Annotated in this window: 14 protein-coding genes and 1 pseudogene; 1 reads left to right on the forward strand and 14 read right to left on the reverse strand. The window is 65.5% G+C overall.

All coding sequences use genetic code 11. From position 1 onward, the window contains the following. Nucleotides 1-120: 120 nt before the first annotated feature. From ASF14_RS10240 to ASF14_RS10275, 8 genes are all read right to left on the reverse strand, one after another. On the reverse strand, nucleotides 121-810 hold the full coding sequence (locus ASF14_RS10240; protein ID WP_056434684.1) for a hypothetical protein: 690 nt from the start codon (nucleotides 808-810) through the stop codon (nucleotides 121-123). Further along, nucleotides 797-1,279 carry a hypothetical protein gene (locus ASF14_RS10245; RefSeq protein WP_056434686.1) on the reverse strand — a complete coding sequence of 161 codons (483 nt, stop codon included), beginning with the start codon at nucleotides 1,277-1,279 and terminating at the stop codon, nucleotides 797-799. The genes ASF14_RS10240 and ASF14_RS10245 overlap by 14 nt, the downstream gene beginning before the upstream one ends. Beyond that, the gene (locus tag ASF14_RS10250; protein ID WP_201780568.1) at nucleotides 1,276-2,007 is read right to left on the reverse strand and encodes a type IV secretion system DNA-binding domain-containing protein; all 732 of its coding nucleotides are present in this window, start codon (nucleotides 2,005-2,007) and stop codon (nucleotides 1,276-1,278) included. The genes ASF14_RS10245 and ASF14_RS10250 overlap by 4 nt, the downstream gene beginning before the upstream one ends. Further along, the gene (locus tag ASF14_RS10255) at nucleotides 1,997-2,323 is read right to left on the reverse strand and encodes a hypothetical protein (protein WP_035386219.1); all 327 of its coding nucleotides are present in this window, start codon (nucleotides 2,321-2,323) and stop codon (nucleotides 1,997-1,999) included. Before ASF14_RS10255 ends, ASF14_RS10250 begins: the two co-directional genes overlap by 11 nt. 207 nt (nucleotides 2,324-2,530) lie before the next feature. Then, entirely contained in the window at nucleotides 2,531-2,773 is a 243-nt protein-coding gene (locus ASF14_RS10260; RefSeq protein WP_056434690.1) for a hypothetical protein, read from the reverse strand. Then, on the reverse strand, nucleotides 2,770-5,895 hold the full coding sequence (gene mobF, locus ASF14_RS10265; protein WP_056434692.1) for a MobF family relaxase: 3,126 nt from the start codon (nucleotides 5,893-5,895) through the stop codon (nucleotides 2,770-2,772). Before mobF ends, ASF14_RS10260 begins: the two co-directional genes overlap by 4 nt. Before the next feature lie 3 nt (nucleotides 5,896-5,898). Continuing rightward, nucleotides 5,899-8,379, reverse strand: a complete 2,481-nt coding sequence (locus ASF14_RS10270; protein WP_056434694.1) for a type IV secretion system DNA-binding domain-containing protein — start codon at nucleotides 8,377-8,379, stop codon at nucleotides 5,899-5,901. Continuing rightward, nucleotides 8,366-8,656, reverse strand: a complete 291-nt coding sequence (locus tag ASF14_RS10275) for a CopG family transcriptional regulator (protein ID WP_056434696.1) — start codon at nucleotides 8,654-8,656, stop codon at nucleotides 8,366-8,368. Before ASF14_RS10275 ends, ASF14_RS10270 begins: the two co-directional genes overlap by 14 nt. A 545-nt stretch (nucleotides 8,657-9,201) precedes the next feature. Here ASF14_RS10275 and ASF14_RS10280 point away from each other — a divergent pair. Then, on the forward strand, nucleotides 9,202-9,420 hold the full coding sequence (locus ASF14_RS10280) for a hypothetical protein (protein WP_016509334.1): 219 nt from the start codon (nucleotides 9,202-9,204) through the stop codon (nucleotides 9,418-9,420). 149 nt (nucleotides 9,421-9,569) lie between these two features. On the opposite strand, the gene ASF14_RS10285 is transcribed toward ASF14_RS10280, so the two are convergent. From ASF14_RS10285 to ASF14_RS10310, 6 genes and pseudogenes are all read right to left on the reverse strand, one after another. Continuing rightward, nucleotides 9,570-9,947 (reverse strand): hypothetical protein, encoded by a 378-nt coding sequence (locus ASF14_RS10285; protein ID WP_056434698.1) that lies wholly within the window; start codon nucleotides 9,945-9,947, stop codon nucleotides 9,570-9,572. Nucleotides 9,948-10,767: 820 nt separating this feature from the next. Next, the gene (locus tag ASF14_RS10290) at nucleotides 10,768-11,784 is read right to left on the reverse strand and encodes an SLOG family protein (protein ID WP_056434716.1); all 1,017 of its coding nucleotides are present in this window, start codon (nucleotides 11,782-11,784) and stop codon (nucleotides 10,768-10,770) included. 518 nt (nucleotides 11,785-12,302) lie between these two features. Continuing rightward, nucleotides 12,303-12,704 (reverse strand): hypothetical protein, encoded by a 402-nt coding sequence (locus tag ASF14_RS10295; RefSeq protein ID WP_056434700.1) that lies wholly within the window; start codon nucleotides 12,702-12,704, stop codon nucleotides 12,303-12,305. Nucleotides 12,705-12,815: 111 nt separating this feature from the next. Next, nucleotides 12,816-13,154, reverse strand: coding sequence for a single-stranded DNA-binding protein (locus ASF14_RS10300; protein ID WP_016510750.1), 339 nt, complete (start codon nucleotides 13,152-13,154; stop codon nucleotides 12,816-12,818). Nucleotides 13,155-13,865: 711 nt separating this feature from the next. Then, complete coding sequence (locus tag ASF14_RS10305; protein ID WP_016510755.1) at nucleotides 13,866-14,078, reverse strand: hypothetical protein; 213 nt, start codon at nucleotides 14,076-14,078, stop codon at nucleotides 13,866-13,868. 185 nt (nucleotides 14,079-14,263) lie between these two features. Continuing rightward, nucleotides 14,264-14,549, reverse strand: a pseudogene (locus ASF14_RS10310) (hypothetical protein); the annotation flags it as partial.

Genomic DNA, 14,549 nt, shown 5'->3' on the forward strand with positions numbered 1-14,549 from the left:
CCGCATGGGTCGCCAGCAACCACGCGCGAGCGCGCTGGCGACATGGTGGGAACGGTGCGCGTGAACGGTGCTGCTCTGACGGCCGCTGCTGGTCCGCGAGCGTGATCTTGGGTCGCTTCGTCATGCGAGCGGCGCCGGCCGAAGGTTGATGCGTCGCACGACGAGGTTGCTGTCGTGCCCAAGCCGAAGGTCTAGGACATGGCCGACCTTGCGGCTGAACCGCATCACGCCGTCGATCTCGTCGTGCAGCGTGCCTTTTCCGAAGAGCGTCTTGGCGTCGCTCCACTCGCGTGCATGGACGAGCCGCATGTGAAAGCGGCCGACGGGCGCGGGCACCGTTACCCGCTCATGCGCGCGCACATAGAGCGATAGGGCGTTTCGACCCGTCTTTGCATCGATCATCTGGACGATCGCGTTCTCGAGGCCGCCCTGGACGGTCAGCTTGGCGACGACGCGCTTCATGTCGATGTTGGCGGGTACACTGACGGTGCCGGACGCGGGGAAGCCGTGGTTCTGCCCGAGGATGATCGCGGTGAACTGCTCGGCTAGCCAGAACGGAGCGCTCAGACGCGTGGCAGCCGCCACTATCAGAAGACCTCCGAGGGCAAGTCCGGCGAGGACGCGCGCCTTTCTTGAAGACCCCCAGCGGCCGCTCCGGAGACGATGTCCGCCTCTTCCCTTGTCGAACCACATTGAGCTGGATTGGAGCTCACGTCGCGCTTTACGGTCGTTCCATGTCGTACGCTCGGGCGGCAGGCCCTGCCGCTTGCGATAGCGCTCGCGCATGTAGGCGCGATCATCGAGCCCCATCGTAGCTCTCCGCGAAGTGGGCGTAAGGGGTAGTGACCCGTTCGCGCCATTGCTTTAGCTGGTAGGTGCCCAGGACGAGAGCAACGATCCAGCCCGCGACGAGCAGCAACCCGATCAACCCCTCAAGAGCGCCAGGTTCAGGCTGCGGATTGACAACAATCACGGTGGGCGACGGTTCTTCGACCTGATGACAGCTGTCGACGATCTGCTGCGTGACTTGGTCGTCAAGAAGGTCGGCGGCTCCGTCGAACTCCGCTGCGGCTTCCTCCTGACCCTTAATGATGTCAGCGAGCGTTTGCCTTATCGCGGCAATCGTGATCGAAGGGCCTGGTCCATTCTCACCATAGAAGGCCAACGTTCCAGTCAATCGTTTCAGATCGACTACACCTCCGCGCATTAGCGCTGCTGCCTCCCGAAATAAATCGACATGCTCGAGCGCCTGCTCGTTGATGTGAGCCTCGATTTTCATCGGGGGGCGCCTTCGACGTCGAGTAGGGCGCCGTCCAAGGCCATCTCGACGTCGATCCGTCCGAGCATGGCATGGTCGCGCAGCGATGCGACGATGGCCTGCAGCTCGTGGTCGGCGCGGTCGGGATCGCGGTGGATGAAGAGGATGGTCGAGGCAGGACCGACGAGCCACCGAACGATCGAAGTCTTAGGCATACGCGGATCGTGGTCTGCGACCAGGTGCAGTGGCGTTCTCACGCCGGCGAGCACCGTCTCGGCCCAACGCACGCCTTGGCCACAGATCGTACCGTGTCCGGCGAACTCGGCGAGCGCGTCGGGAGGAAGGTCGCGTACGAGGTCGCGGACGCCCGAGAGCATGGCGCCTGGCTGCTGGCCGACGTGCTCGATGGCGCGTGCGAGCACGTATCGTCCCGCGTAGAGCCAGCTTGCATCGCGGTCACGTGGGTCGATCGGTATGAACGCCTCGACCGCGGACGAACGAGCGTAGTCGCTCGGGTGAGCGGCGAAGAAGTCCCAATTGCCCCGCGCTGGATCGATCATGAGGTCGCGGGTCTGGTCCGCCATGGCGGTGAAGGTGTCGCCGGCACCGATCACGACGATCCGGTCGCCGTTGCCCAATCGCACCGCCCGCAGCGTTTCGGCTGGCAGTGTGTCGGGCGAGGCGATGGTTAGCCGTGCTCGAGCCGGCTCGGGTTCACGCTGGAAGCGAAACGGGTAGTTAATCCCCATGGCGGGACGTCCTTTCGTGCTTCGGGGTGGTGAAGGTGCCGCCTTCGGTCTGGAGCGAAGCGCCGACGATCGCGCAGCCGACAGCCCAGGCGAGAGTGAACAGGCCCGTGAGGGCCGACAGGAGGCCCAACAGGCGCCTTCGGCGCTGCCGGAGGCGTGATGGACCGGAAAACTGGGAGCCGCGCTCCTGCCCCGCCTGCAGCAGGGTTGCAGACGGCGATGTTACTGCGTCGATCGCGTCCACTGGCGCCGTGGCGAGCCGCACCGTGCGCCCGGTCGGCTCCGCGCGCATATAGTCGCGATCACCGGGTCCCATCGGCCTACTCCGTCACCGTGACGGGGGTGCCGGTCGCGTCCGGTTGCAGCTCTTTGAGTCCTGCGATCCCGAGCGTTACGGCGCCAGACAAGCCCAGCATTAGCAAGAGTGCATGGATGATCTTGCAGCCCCAACTCAGCATCGTGCGGAGCCGGTGAGGCGTTGCCGACGATGATTGGAGATCGTCGCGGATGAGCCGTTCGGACATCATGCGGCCACGCCGCCCGCTCGACGGGGCGCGCGCAGCGCCCGTGTTAGCGGCGCAAGCACGGTGTAGGTCAGCGCAAAAATGCTAGCCATCGCCAGGGTCTCAGCGCCCCATTCCAGCGCGTGATCGTGTTTGGCGAGGCGGCTGCACTCGGCAAGCGTGTGCGTGTTGAGGTCGCACGGGTGCCAATGCTTGGTAGCGAGCACCTGCTCGAGGGTAGGTCGTGCGGTGGGCATGATCATAGCTCCAGTCCGATGTCTTTTTCGGGGAAGGGCAGCTCGATCGCGGGCGGCTCGACACCGATGCGGAGCGACGCGGCCGACAGAGTGGGATCGTTCTTGAAGTCAGGAGCGGTGGTGGTGCTGCTCATCGCCGGCGAGGCGACCGAGCCCGCTTTCTCGCCGCCCAATTTCTCGGGGCCGCGATCGAGTTCGGGCGGCAGCGAGGGATTGAACGATCCCGAGGAATCCATCCCGGCCTGGCTCCCCGTCGCACCCGGCGATGTGCCATTATCCGAGATGGAGCCTCGCCCTGGATCGATCGACAACTCGCCGGTGGTCTCGAGCGCGGAGGTCTTGTTACCCTCGTTGCGCTCGATCGCCTGGGTCAGCTTCTCGCGATTGTCGGTGAACAGCTGGATGTCGTCACGGACGCGTGTGACGGTCACGTTGAAGAGCCGCTGATTGGAAAGGTTGGACTCCTTGTGGCTCATCACCGCGATCGCGTTGTCGGCAGTGATGCCTTGAGCGGCGTGCATGTTGAGCGCGTAGGCGAGGCTGATGCGCTCCATCATCGGGTCGCCGGCTTTCAGTTCATGGACACGGCCGTCGCTTGCCTCCACTTTGATCCCTGACGGATCGACCGACATCACGCGCGCGATGTCGTTGTTGTTGAGACCGCGATCCTTGTCGTTCTGCGTCCATCTGATCTTGTCGCCTTCGTGGAGCTTGATCTCTTCACGCTGGGCGAGTTGCATCGCGTCGGTCTTATCGAGCGGCGAGATCTTCTGCGGGTCGAAGGTTTTTACCTTGTTGCCGATCTGGACCTGCACATGGCCTTTGTCAGTGACCCCGATCACGTCGAACGTGCCTCGCGGCAGGCCAAGCTCCCGGATCGCGAAGCGTAGATCGACGACGAGCCGTGCCTCGAACTTCGCCTGGTAGGCTTGGGGGTAGCGGAGTTCCTCGCGGGTCAGGTTGACCTTGTCGAGGACATCGATCTTCACCCCCTCGCCCTTCAGCGTGCCTTCGGCAGCGAGACCTTCCTGAATGCGGACGTTGAGCTCAGCGCGCGCCACTCGACCTGATGAGAACATCGCGGTCGAGGCGCGTTGCTCGGGTGTGAGGCCCAGCCAGTGTTCCGACGCCGCCTTCACATGCGCTGGATTGGCGGTCACCTTGTTGCCGAGCATCGCCATGGCTTCGCGAACCGCGCCGCGGTTGGTGAGCGCCGCGACGGTACGCAGCTGCTCGGTGCGCTGACGCAGGTTCTCGTCCATGCGTGCCATCGTGATCCCGCCGGCCTGCGCGAGCGCGAAGGCCTTGCCGGCGTCCACCGCGGTGATCTGCTGACGGTCGCCGATCATCAGGAAGCGATCGACCCCAAGCGCGTTTGCGATGCCGACCAGGTGCTTCATCTGGTCCGAGCCGACCATGGAAGCCTCGTCGAGGATGATGGTCGTGCCGGCCAGTTCGTTGCGGGCGCCGTCGTAGCCAGCACCTTTTCCTGCCAGTGCGTGACGCGCGTAGCTGTGAACGAAGGAGGAGACGGTGCGGCTCTCGATCCCAGCCTCCGCGCCAAGGCGGTCGGAGGTGGCCTTCATCAGCGCCAGGCCGACAACCTTGCCGCCTTCCTGCTCGACGTTGCGGGAGACGCTTGCGAGCATCGTCGACTTGCCGGCGCCGGAGACACCCTGGACGGCGACGATGCGGTCAGAGGAGGTGAGCGCCATGGTCGCGGCCGCCATCTGGCCAGCGTTGAGCTCCTTGTCGCCAGAGGCAGCGTGGAGCCTCGCGATCACAGTCTCCGGCGAGACGATGACGCGTCCCTGCCCGCGTCCCCGCTCGATCTCGGCGAGGATCCCGCGTTCGGTCGCAAGTGCCTCCGGCGTCGTGACGTGAGTAACGACGCCGTCGATCCGGTCCTGCTTGCCTGGGATCAGCTGACCGGCCCGGATGAGCTCCGAGACGCGGCGGTCGACATGTTCGGGCGTCACGCCCTTCAGGTCGCGATCGAGCGCAGTCTTCACGACGTCGGGTATCGAGAACGCGGCTTCACGCTGCGCGTGGATACGGATGGCGGAGGCGACGGCGTGCTGGGCACGGAGGTCGACCGGAGAGATCCGCAGACGCTCGAGCCCGCTTGCGATCAGCGGGTCGTTTGGCCGGAAAGCGTCACCGAGGGTCTCACGAATGCCCACCAGGGTCTCGCGAATACGCTCCATGGTGCCGGGCTTGCTGTCGAGCGCGGCACCGCTCGCGCGTGCCTTCGCGGCTTCCACAAGCGCTTTGCCGTCAAAGCCAAGCTCTGCTGCACGGGCTCGCCACGCCTCCCGGAGGGCATCGCGATCCTCGACGTTGAGCTTAGCGTCGCGGGTGTTGGTGGTGATCCGATCGAGAGCCTTCGGATTGGTGATACCGAGCTCGGCCGCCTTGGCTCGGATATCGGTACTGCGCTGGCTGAAGGTTTCGATGACCTTCTTCGGCACGCCGCTGATCTCGAACATGCCGTGCTTGCCGGAGACCGTCGTCTCGAAGCCGATCTTCGCCAGCTCGGCGCGGTAGTTGGCATGGTAGGCCGAACCGATCGTCGTGTTGTTCTTCCAGAGCTGGCCATTGTGCAGTGCCTGCCAGACGCCGTTGGCCATCTTGGTCATGTTCGCGACGAGGACGTGGATGTGCCCCTGTGGGTCTAGTGCCCGGCTCGTGTCATGCTGGAACATGGCATAGACGAGGTTGCCTGTGCGGACGGCGTCGCCTGCCTTCGATCGATCGTACGTGCGCCCTTCAGCGAAGGTCTTTTCGACCCACGCCATCGTGGTCTTAACGGCATTCATGTGGGCGGCGAGGATGCGGGTGTCGCCGGTGACATAAGCGAGGATGCTGGCCGACTTAGGCATCGAAAAGGTGAGGTCGACACCGTGCTGTCGGTTCTGGACCTGGCCGACCTTCTCACCCGACGGCAGCTCGCCGTTGAGGATCTTCTCGAAAGCCTCTTTCGTGACCTCGCCCTTGAGCCCGATTTCGGCCGCCCCGACACCGCCCCAGAGCGTCGCCTCTGAGGAGTGCTCGGCGGTATAATAATCGTCCTTGGCGAAGTAGCTCGCCGCGCCCGATGCCGATTTGATGGAAGCGACCGAGAGCATCGCTTACATCTCCATGTCATCGTCGATCGCGGGCGAGTGGTCATGCCCGTGATGACGATGATGATGGTCGCCGTTGCGATCTGTGGCGAAGCCGTCGCGCAATTCGCGCATCGACTGGTCCTCGTGGCGGTCGCCGTCGAGGCGATCGAGGATCGGGTTTCCGGTCGAGCGACCGACATCGCCACGCGCCGCCTGCTGGCCAGGATCGAGGGTGCGTCCCACGCCGGGATCGGCAAGGCGGAGCCCCGCCCGAGCTGCCTGAACCTTCGGAAGCGATGCCTCCTTCTCATCGTTGGACGGCGCGGGCGCAGTGGCTTGCGGCGACGCGCCGACAGCCCGGCCAGGGATCTGGTCCAGAGCGACCTGGGTCGCACCGACGACGTCCATCGCCGCAGCCGCTTTTTCCGCCTCGCTCTGGCCCTTGCGAGGCTCCGGTGTAGTCTGCTCCGGCTCGTTCTCGCCGCGCTCTTCCACGCCTCCTACCGGCCGCGTGGGCGTATGCTCGCGGCCACCCTCACCCCCTTCATCCGCGCCATTGTTCTGGGCTGCACGTTTCCGCCGCTCTTCCGGCGAAACGTAGGGAGTGGGCTTGAAGTCCTTACGAGGCACCGAGCCGGGTGCGACCTCGGGGTAGGACTTGTAGCTCAGCTTTATCCGAGCGGCGGGGAAGCCGTCCGGAAATTTGACGAAGCCATTGAGCGACGGCAGGTCGGTAATGTCGTCGGGCAGCACCAGCGGTTCGACCGCCGTGCGAGGCGTCAGGGTCGAGGCGTCGCGGGTGTTGTTGTAGCCGTAGCTGTACGCCTCATCGACTTGCCGGACCTCGCGATTACCGATGAACTCCGAGCACTTCTCCGCGGTCGTACGGTCTGCCGTGGCGAGGATAAGCTTGGTGCGCGCGAGGCCCGTCAGGGCGGTCGCGTTTTGGAGTCCATAGGTGGCGACGAGCTTGTCGAACGAGTGGATGCCGAGAACGAATGCCCCGCCGAAATTGCGGGCGGACTGCAGGCCGTGCTCGATGCCGGGAAGGGCGTGGAGCGCGTGGACCTCGTCAAAGAGATACCAGGTGCGTAGATCGCGAGTTTTCGGCAGGCGCATCAGGTTGTTGACGGCCAGGTCGATCCACAGCGTGAACAGGCCGCGGGTCATCTCCAGGTCGTTGTACGAGCCGGTGATGAACATGATCGAGCCGTCGCGATTGTCGATCGCGATCCAGTCGCGGATCGAGAACGCCGGAGGTCCGCCTTCGACCGGGTCCGGCATGAAGCGTAGGGCCTGTCCGTTGACGTTCAGAACCGATCGGATCGACTCCGCCATGCGGGCGGCCTTTTCGGTCGTCAGCGGCGCGGCGACAGTGTCCTCCAGCTGTGCATGGATCTTCTTGAGATCGGCCGTCATCAGGTGGTGGGCAATGGCGGCATTGTTGCCCTCTCCCGCCTCCTGAAGCTTCAGGCACATTTCGATGAAAAGCATGCGTGCGGCGTTCTGCCAGAACGGCTCTTTGTCGTCGGGATGGGACGGAATGAGAGCCGCGGCTGCCGAGACGAAATCGGCATAGTTCCGGCACTCGTCGAACAGTGTCCACGGCGCGCAGCGCTCGTCCATCGGGTTGAGAATGACGTCGGTTTCGGGGTCGAAGAACGTCTCAACGAACACGCCGGTGAGGTCGAAAATGACCGCGCGATGGCCGCGTGCTCGGATCTGCGAAACGTGGCTGCGAAGCTGTGTCGTCTTGCCGGTCCCGGTCGTGCCGATCAGCATCGTGTGGCTCTGCTCGAGGCGCCACGGATAGGGGATGCCGGCGATGGAATACGGGACGTGAATGCCTTCGTCGACGCGATCGATGATCGGGGCCTTGGCGACGAGTTTCGGATCGTAGGGCGGGTCGTGTTCGGCGCATTCCTTGCGGAACTGCGTGAGGTTGTGCCGGCGGACATTGTCGAGCAGCAGATCGCGGGCGACGAGCATCGATCCGCGGTTGTGTCGCTCGGTCAAAACGTCGCGTCCGCGCTTGTTCGCCCAGGTGATGAACCAGCTGATCAACGGGGCTGCGACCGCGGTCGCCATCACCAGCGTGATCAGGAAGATTTTGACCGTCTGATGCCAGGCGTGAACGACATGCGGCTCGTAGGGGACGTAGCCGATCGGGACCTTGGTCACGGAGCCGTTCGGAAGACTCAGGTTGATGAGGTGGAAGCGGTCGCCACCCACCCATGTCCAGACCGCCGAGTAGAGCTTCATCAGGTCGAGTTGGAACTCGTGCTCGGCGAGGCCGAGCCAGACCATGATGTTGAACAGCACGATGAAGCTGCCGAGCCAGATCCAGACCGGCACAAGGGTGGCCGCCCAAGCCATCTTGTACTGGCTCGAAAGCAGCTGCGAACCGCGCGTGAAATTGCCTGAGTTGCGGGTTATCCGGCCGCGCGCGGAGGCGTGCTCGACGACTGCGGCCTGGCCGTTGAAACGGATGTCACCGTTGCGCATGGTGGGCCTCCACGCGCTCTTGGGCGATGTCGATGATCTTCTCGGCGAAGTCCGGGTGTTCCCGGGTCACGATGAGATCCATCGAGGCCGAAAGCTGCTCCAGGATGAGGAGCACTCGGCTGACGTTGAATGAGTGGCTGGCCGCTGCGAGCGGCACCCCGAAAATCAGCGCCAGGCGGATGATCTCGGACCGGGATATTCCTCGGTCAGAGGCCGCACGCTCGATGGCCGCTCGCTGGTCGTCGGACAGACGCAGCGTGATAGGTGGGTTCGACATAGCACCATCCAAACTTTGGATGGTGGGGGTTTCGGAAACCGCAGCTTAGCTGCCTTCGCTCGCCGACGGAAGATGGTTTCTGTGTTACCAGCAACTACAGCGATTTCCGCGGGGAATCAGCGGTTTACCTGGTTTCGAGAAGGCGTATTACATACGACTACGGTAACACCACAGAATACATGAGGCTTTCCAGGCACTTACACCTGCGGTCGCCGCATAGGGTGTGCTAATCCTAGGGACTGTCGTGGGGTTGAGGGCATCATCGCTCTTCGTCTCCATGTTCGATCGGAGTCCTGAGGGGCAATCGCCGGAGGCGGACCGATCCAAGGCGTGTCTCCGGCGGACATGCGAAGCGATCCCGACCGACGACGGACCCGCCGCAGGCGAGGTCCGTCGCAGCCTATCCGATGATCCGGCATAGCTCAGATCATCGGTGCCGATCCTGACGGCCAAAGGCCGTCTGAATAGCTCTCGCTTGCGGCCGGTCGTGCGGCCTGTCATCGTGGGTGTCGGAGGCTGTCAACCGATCAGAAAAAGGGACGGCAATGGCACGTACAATCGAGCAGGAACGCGAGCAGCTGGCGGCAGAAGGACGGAAGCTGGAAGAGCGGCGTCGTCAGCTTGCCGAGAGGGAGCGCTCTGAGCTTCTGAAGGAGGTCGAGAAATCGGGGTTGCTCAAGGGCGACGCCGAACAGATTCGGTCTATCCTCGGGGCGGTAAAGTCGATGGGTGTTGCTGAGGTCGCGAAGCGGCTCGCAGCGTAGCAGGACCGATGCGCTGGCAGGCTGAAGCCTGTCGGGCAAAAGAAGAGGGGAGAGGCCGTAAGGCCCTCCCCTTTTTCGTGATCGAGAACTGAAGCCCCGCAGGCAAAAAAAGGGAGAGCGGGTACGTCCCGCCCTCCCCCTGCGATGATCTAGGTGGAGGCTATCCCCAGACCACGCGCAGCTCGTGATTGTCGGTCGCTTCCATCGGGCGTGCTGGCGACTCTAAGCGAGATCGATCGGGTGGCGTCGTCGCGGTCGAAGCGCACGTTGAGACCACGAAACTGTGCCTCCTCGACAACCGCGATCACGCCCTCGTCGTAGTCGAAGAGCGCGCAAATGCTGGCCAGCGACCAGGGGCAAGCGCGAGCCTCGAAGTTGCATGCGACTAGCGGGTCTTCATCGTCGTGATCGAGGAGTTCGCCGCGTTCGCGAGCGAAAGCCCGAAATGCGGCGAGCTGGCGTGCGGTGACTGTCGCGGGCTTCACGTCGCGTAGAGCGCCGGCGCTGAGTAAGGTTGTGATCGACATGGCTTTGCCTCCCGAGTGGAATCACCGGCGCAAAGCCTCCTTCCCTCGACCCGTTAGGGTCGCCCGGACGGCTCCGGGATCGTCGGTCCAAAGGACCGAGATTGATCGTAATGATGGCGCAGCAAGGTCGTGCGCTGATTGGCGGTGATAGGGGCGCGCGAGGCGTAGCGAACTGGCGACCCKACGGGGTCGCCGTGACGCGAGCGAGCAGTGCCGGCGCGRCGTCCGCTGGGGCGATCGGCACGGCGCGAKGCGCAGCGGYAGCGTTGGCGATGCGACGGCATCGCCACGCCCGCCAGCGAGCCGTGCCGGGAGGCTGGGYGGGACCCATCCCCKAGCCGCACCGGCCGAGGCGTAGCGAGCAGGACGCGCGACGGCGCGGCCGCKAYGCRAGCGAGCCGGTGCGGKTCTRCCGCGCGGGGTYGGTSTGCCGGCGCGCGAGGCGTAGCGAACTGGCGACCCKACGGGGTCGCCGTGACGCGAGCGAGCAGTGCCGGCRCGRCGTTTGCTGGGGCGATCGGCACGGCGCGATGCGCAGCGGTAGCGTTGGCGATGCGACGGCATCGCCACGCCCGCCAGCGAGCCGTGCCGGAAGGCTGGGCGGGACCCATCCCCTAGCCGCACCGGCCGAGGCGTAGCGAGCAGGACGCGCGACGGCGCGGCCGCKATGCRAGCGAGCCGGTGCGGCCATCCGTGGTGAAGGCTCGACCGCAAGGTCAGTCCCCGCGGCGCGAGGGGGCTCGATGCCCCTGAGCGCCGCCCAGGGCGACGTAAAAAAGGGGAGAGGCTCCGGTTGCCCGGAGCCCCTCCTGCGGGTGCGTCAGGCGCGACGGCTGCGCGCTGCGGGAGCCATCGGGGCCTGCTCGGCGAGACGGAAGACGTGGAGCGGCACGCCGGCGGTCCGCATCTTCCGGGCGAAGTCGGACTGGACGCCCGAGCCTTCGCAGACGATCGCTTCAACCGGGCGCTGGTTGGCGATGCGGTCGTTGCGGAGGAAGGCCGCTTTCGGACCGTACCGCGTCTCCAGCATCATGCGCACCAGCTTGACCTGCCGCGACGACGCCCACGCGGCTGCGACGGCGTCCGCACCCTTGTTCATGCCGGTGGTCATCAGGACCATCGCCGGGATCCGACGCTTGATCTGGTCGAGGCGGTCGAAGAGCTGCTCGTGGTCGTGCCAGACCTGTCCGCCCGAGAAGGCGACAATCGGGCCGGTCGGGGCGTGCTCTTCCCGGCGCTTGGCGGCGCGGGCGGCGAGGTAATCCTTCCCGTCGATGACCGACGCCGTGAGCTTGGAGGAGACCCGGCTGCCGCGGATCGTGTTGAAGGGGCGACCCGTCTCCACGCGGAACACCTCCCCGGCGTGGTCTCGCATGCACCGCATCGCTTCGGCGCAACCCTCCAGCGTCTGGCAGAGGAGCTGCGTGTCCTCGAGTTCGACGGCGTAGATCTCGCTGGGGTCGTACGCTTCCACCATGTCCTTCAGCTTGCGGGCGGCGTCGTCCTCGCGTCCCTCGATGCGCTTGGTCACCATGTGGAAGGAGTTGACGATGCCCCATGCGATGTCGGCGGCGAACTCCTCCATCCGGGTGTCGCGCGTGACGTCGAACACCGTCCGCAGCATGAGGTCGACGGCTGCGGCGGCCATCTCGGGGTCGGGCATGTCCAGCTTCTCGGGGGCGTTGAAGACGGTCAGCTTGGCCATCTCGCTGCTCTCCACGAAAGCGCCGTCGTAGGTCTGCTGCGTCTCAGCGTCGATGTTCAAGACGCTGTCGTTCATCCGGACCTCGTTCATCGCGCGGGCGGCGTCGGAGAAGCTGCGGAAAGTGTTGGTCATGATAGCCTCCATGAGTTGAAAACCTCACCTTCTTCTCGGTGAGGAATCTCACTCGGCATGCGGCGGTCAGGGCCGTCAGGGACGTTAACCGGGAAGCCGCGCCCATCGGGCGTGGACCCCGGTTAACGCTCGCGAGTGGGGGAGCCGATTTTCTCGGCCCCCAGAATGGAGCAAAGCGGAGTGGCGGGGGTCGTGAAAATTGGGGGCACCGCTCGTCCTTGACGGTCCGCCAACCCCGCATGCCAAACTTCCACATCACAGAGAGAGAAAATATTGGTTTGGGGCGGGTGCGCCGGGGTGATCCGAGCACGAGCGGCGATGATGCGGCCGCCAGGCCGCAGCACCGCTAGGCAGCTCTGCTGCCGTCGCTCGCGCGCAGGACGCCCCGGCGTCGGCAAAGGGATCGATACCCGAAGGGCGGAGACCCCTTTAGGGGGCTCCGTAAGGCCCGTCAGGGCCGATGAGAGCCCGGTCCCGCCCACAAGGCGGGACGCCCCGTAAACCCCTTCCCTGCCCCGCTATTGGGCATCCTGTCCGTCGTCGCGCTCCCACGCGCCCTCACCCCATGCGTCGTCGTAGCCCGGATCATCCGGATCGAGCCCCATGTTGGGATCGTCATCCGGGCTGGCTGGGCCACCGTGCCCGCTGTCGGGTTGGTCGTCGGATGGCGACGAGCCGCGGAAGCACGTCGGTTCGCAAAGCAGCATGGGGATGCCGCGGCAGACCAGCTGGACGTCGTCGATCGAGAGCGGCTTGGTGGCGAGCCGTGCGCAGGGCTGGTTGCTACGATCGCGGAAGCCGCAGGGTGCAGCAAGCGGCTCCTGTCGAGGCGGCTCGGGGACGTCGTTAGGCTTGTTCTCGGCCAAGGCAACGGAGCCTCTGTCGGGCTGAGGATTGAACATGTCGTGCTGCGCGCGCATCGCGGGTTTCCTCCGGGATCTTGGGACCAGGTGCGAAGGGGGGGGCTCGCCGGTTGAGGCGTGAGCACGCGAAAAGGGCGGCGCCGCGAGGCGCCGCCCGAACCCGGCGGGTCAGTAGAACTCGGCGCGGTCGGCGATGATCTCGCAGCCGTAGCGGTCGTTGCCCTCGGCGTCCTGCCAGCGGGTGTAGTGGAGGCGACCCTCGATCGCGATCAAGTCGCCCTTCTTGCGGTTGCCGGCGACAGCTTTGGCGAGGCCGTTGAAGCAGGTGACCTTGTGGTATTCGGTCTCCTTGACGGTGAAGCCGTCCTCGCCCTTGTAGGTGTGGCCATCCTTGTTCAGCTTGGGGCGGTCGGTCGCGACGAAGATCGTGGCCACGTTGGTGGTGGGGTTCACCGCGCGCAGTTCGGGGGTGCGGGTCAGGCGGCCGATCAGGTTCACGTTGTTCATGGCGATAGCTCCCTCGGGTGATGTCGGGCGGATCGTCCGCCGGTGTCACCGATGAGCGAGCTGGCGCGGTGCTGCGCACCGGAGGGGCGGCCGGGATCGTCGCGCAGGCGACGAGCGCGGTCGACCTGGAGGGAAACCTCTTTTGCAGGGGTGGTGCGGGCAGCCGCGCTTCAGCGCGGCAACACGGCTTTGCCAAAGGGGTTGCGCGGTGCCGGGCCGGCTCGCAGGTGACACGAACCGGCGGATGAGACGCCCGGTTGCAGCCGAGATGTCGGAGCGGACGCCATGAACAAGCCCCGTGGGCCGGCAGGATCGGCCGCCTGATCCGCCTGCCCGGACGGATCGGCACGCGGTGAAGCTCGCCACCAGCGTCGGGCGCGGCAGCGCCCATGACTGCTCCGAGCTGGGCATGAGTGGACCACACGGGCGAGGACGTCGCCGACAGGGAGGTCGAATATCACGAGGTCGCCGTCGATTGGGCGCCTCGCCGGAGCCGTCGGGACACGCTGAGGTGAAGGTCGATCTGTGAGCGCCCGAGGTGCGCGATACCACTTTGGCGGGCCGGCGATGGGTCGGCCGCGGATGAGGCGGGAGCAGTCTGATCACGCGCTTCGCGGGTCCCGCCGGGTTCGGGCGGCGCTTGCGAGACTGTATCGGTAGGAACGAGGGCGATGGAGACAGGGACCGACGCGGTAGCGTCGGTCCAGGCGATCAGCCGAAGAGCTTGCCGATCGCGGCACCGGCCGTCAGGAGGGCGGCAGCAGCCAAGGTCGCCTGAAAGAACAGGGTGCCGGGGAAGAAGCGTACCTCGAGCTTGGTTTTGGCGAGGTCCGCCTGCGTCTTCTGGATCTCGACCTGCATCTTGTCGATCCGCGCGAGCTGCTCGCGGATATCGAGTTGCGGATCTGGTGCGACGGTCGCCATGGTAGCCTCCATATAGCGTGGAACAGTGAACGATTGAAGTGCCGCGCTGGCTCAATGTTGGAAGGGGCGAGCCCAGCCCGAAATGCTCGAAGCATCCGGCACGTCGACGGGGACCGCTCCGGGTGTCGAAGCGATCCCCGTCGAGGGAGTGCGGGGGCGACGCGTGCGCGCCGCCCGGTGGTCGATCAGGCGACCTCCTCGACCGGGGCCGTGCTCTCGCCGAGGCCGTCGCCGGCAGGCAGGCCGGAGGCCGAGCCGTCGGCGCCGAACGGCGGAGCGGGGTCCTCGTCCGACTTGATGCCGAGGGCGCTGGTCACGTCGCGGCGCTTCTGCGCGCGCTGCCAGACGATGTTGTACGAGCCGTCCTCCTGCCGGAAGGCCGAGACCTGCAGCGGCTGGGCGAGCGAGTTCGTGATCGCCCCCAGTGTCACCTGCGCTGCCGCCCGCGCCGCTCGCCCCTGCGGTCGAGGC

Origin of the sequence: Sphingomonas sp. Leaf257 (genome assembly GCF_001422185.1) — a bacterium.
Lineage (GTDB): Bacteria > Pseudomonadota > Alphaproteobacteria > Sphingomonadales > Sphingomonadaceae > Sphingomonas > Sphingomonas yabuuchiae.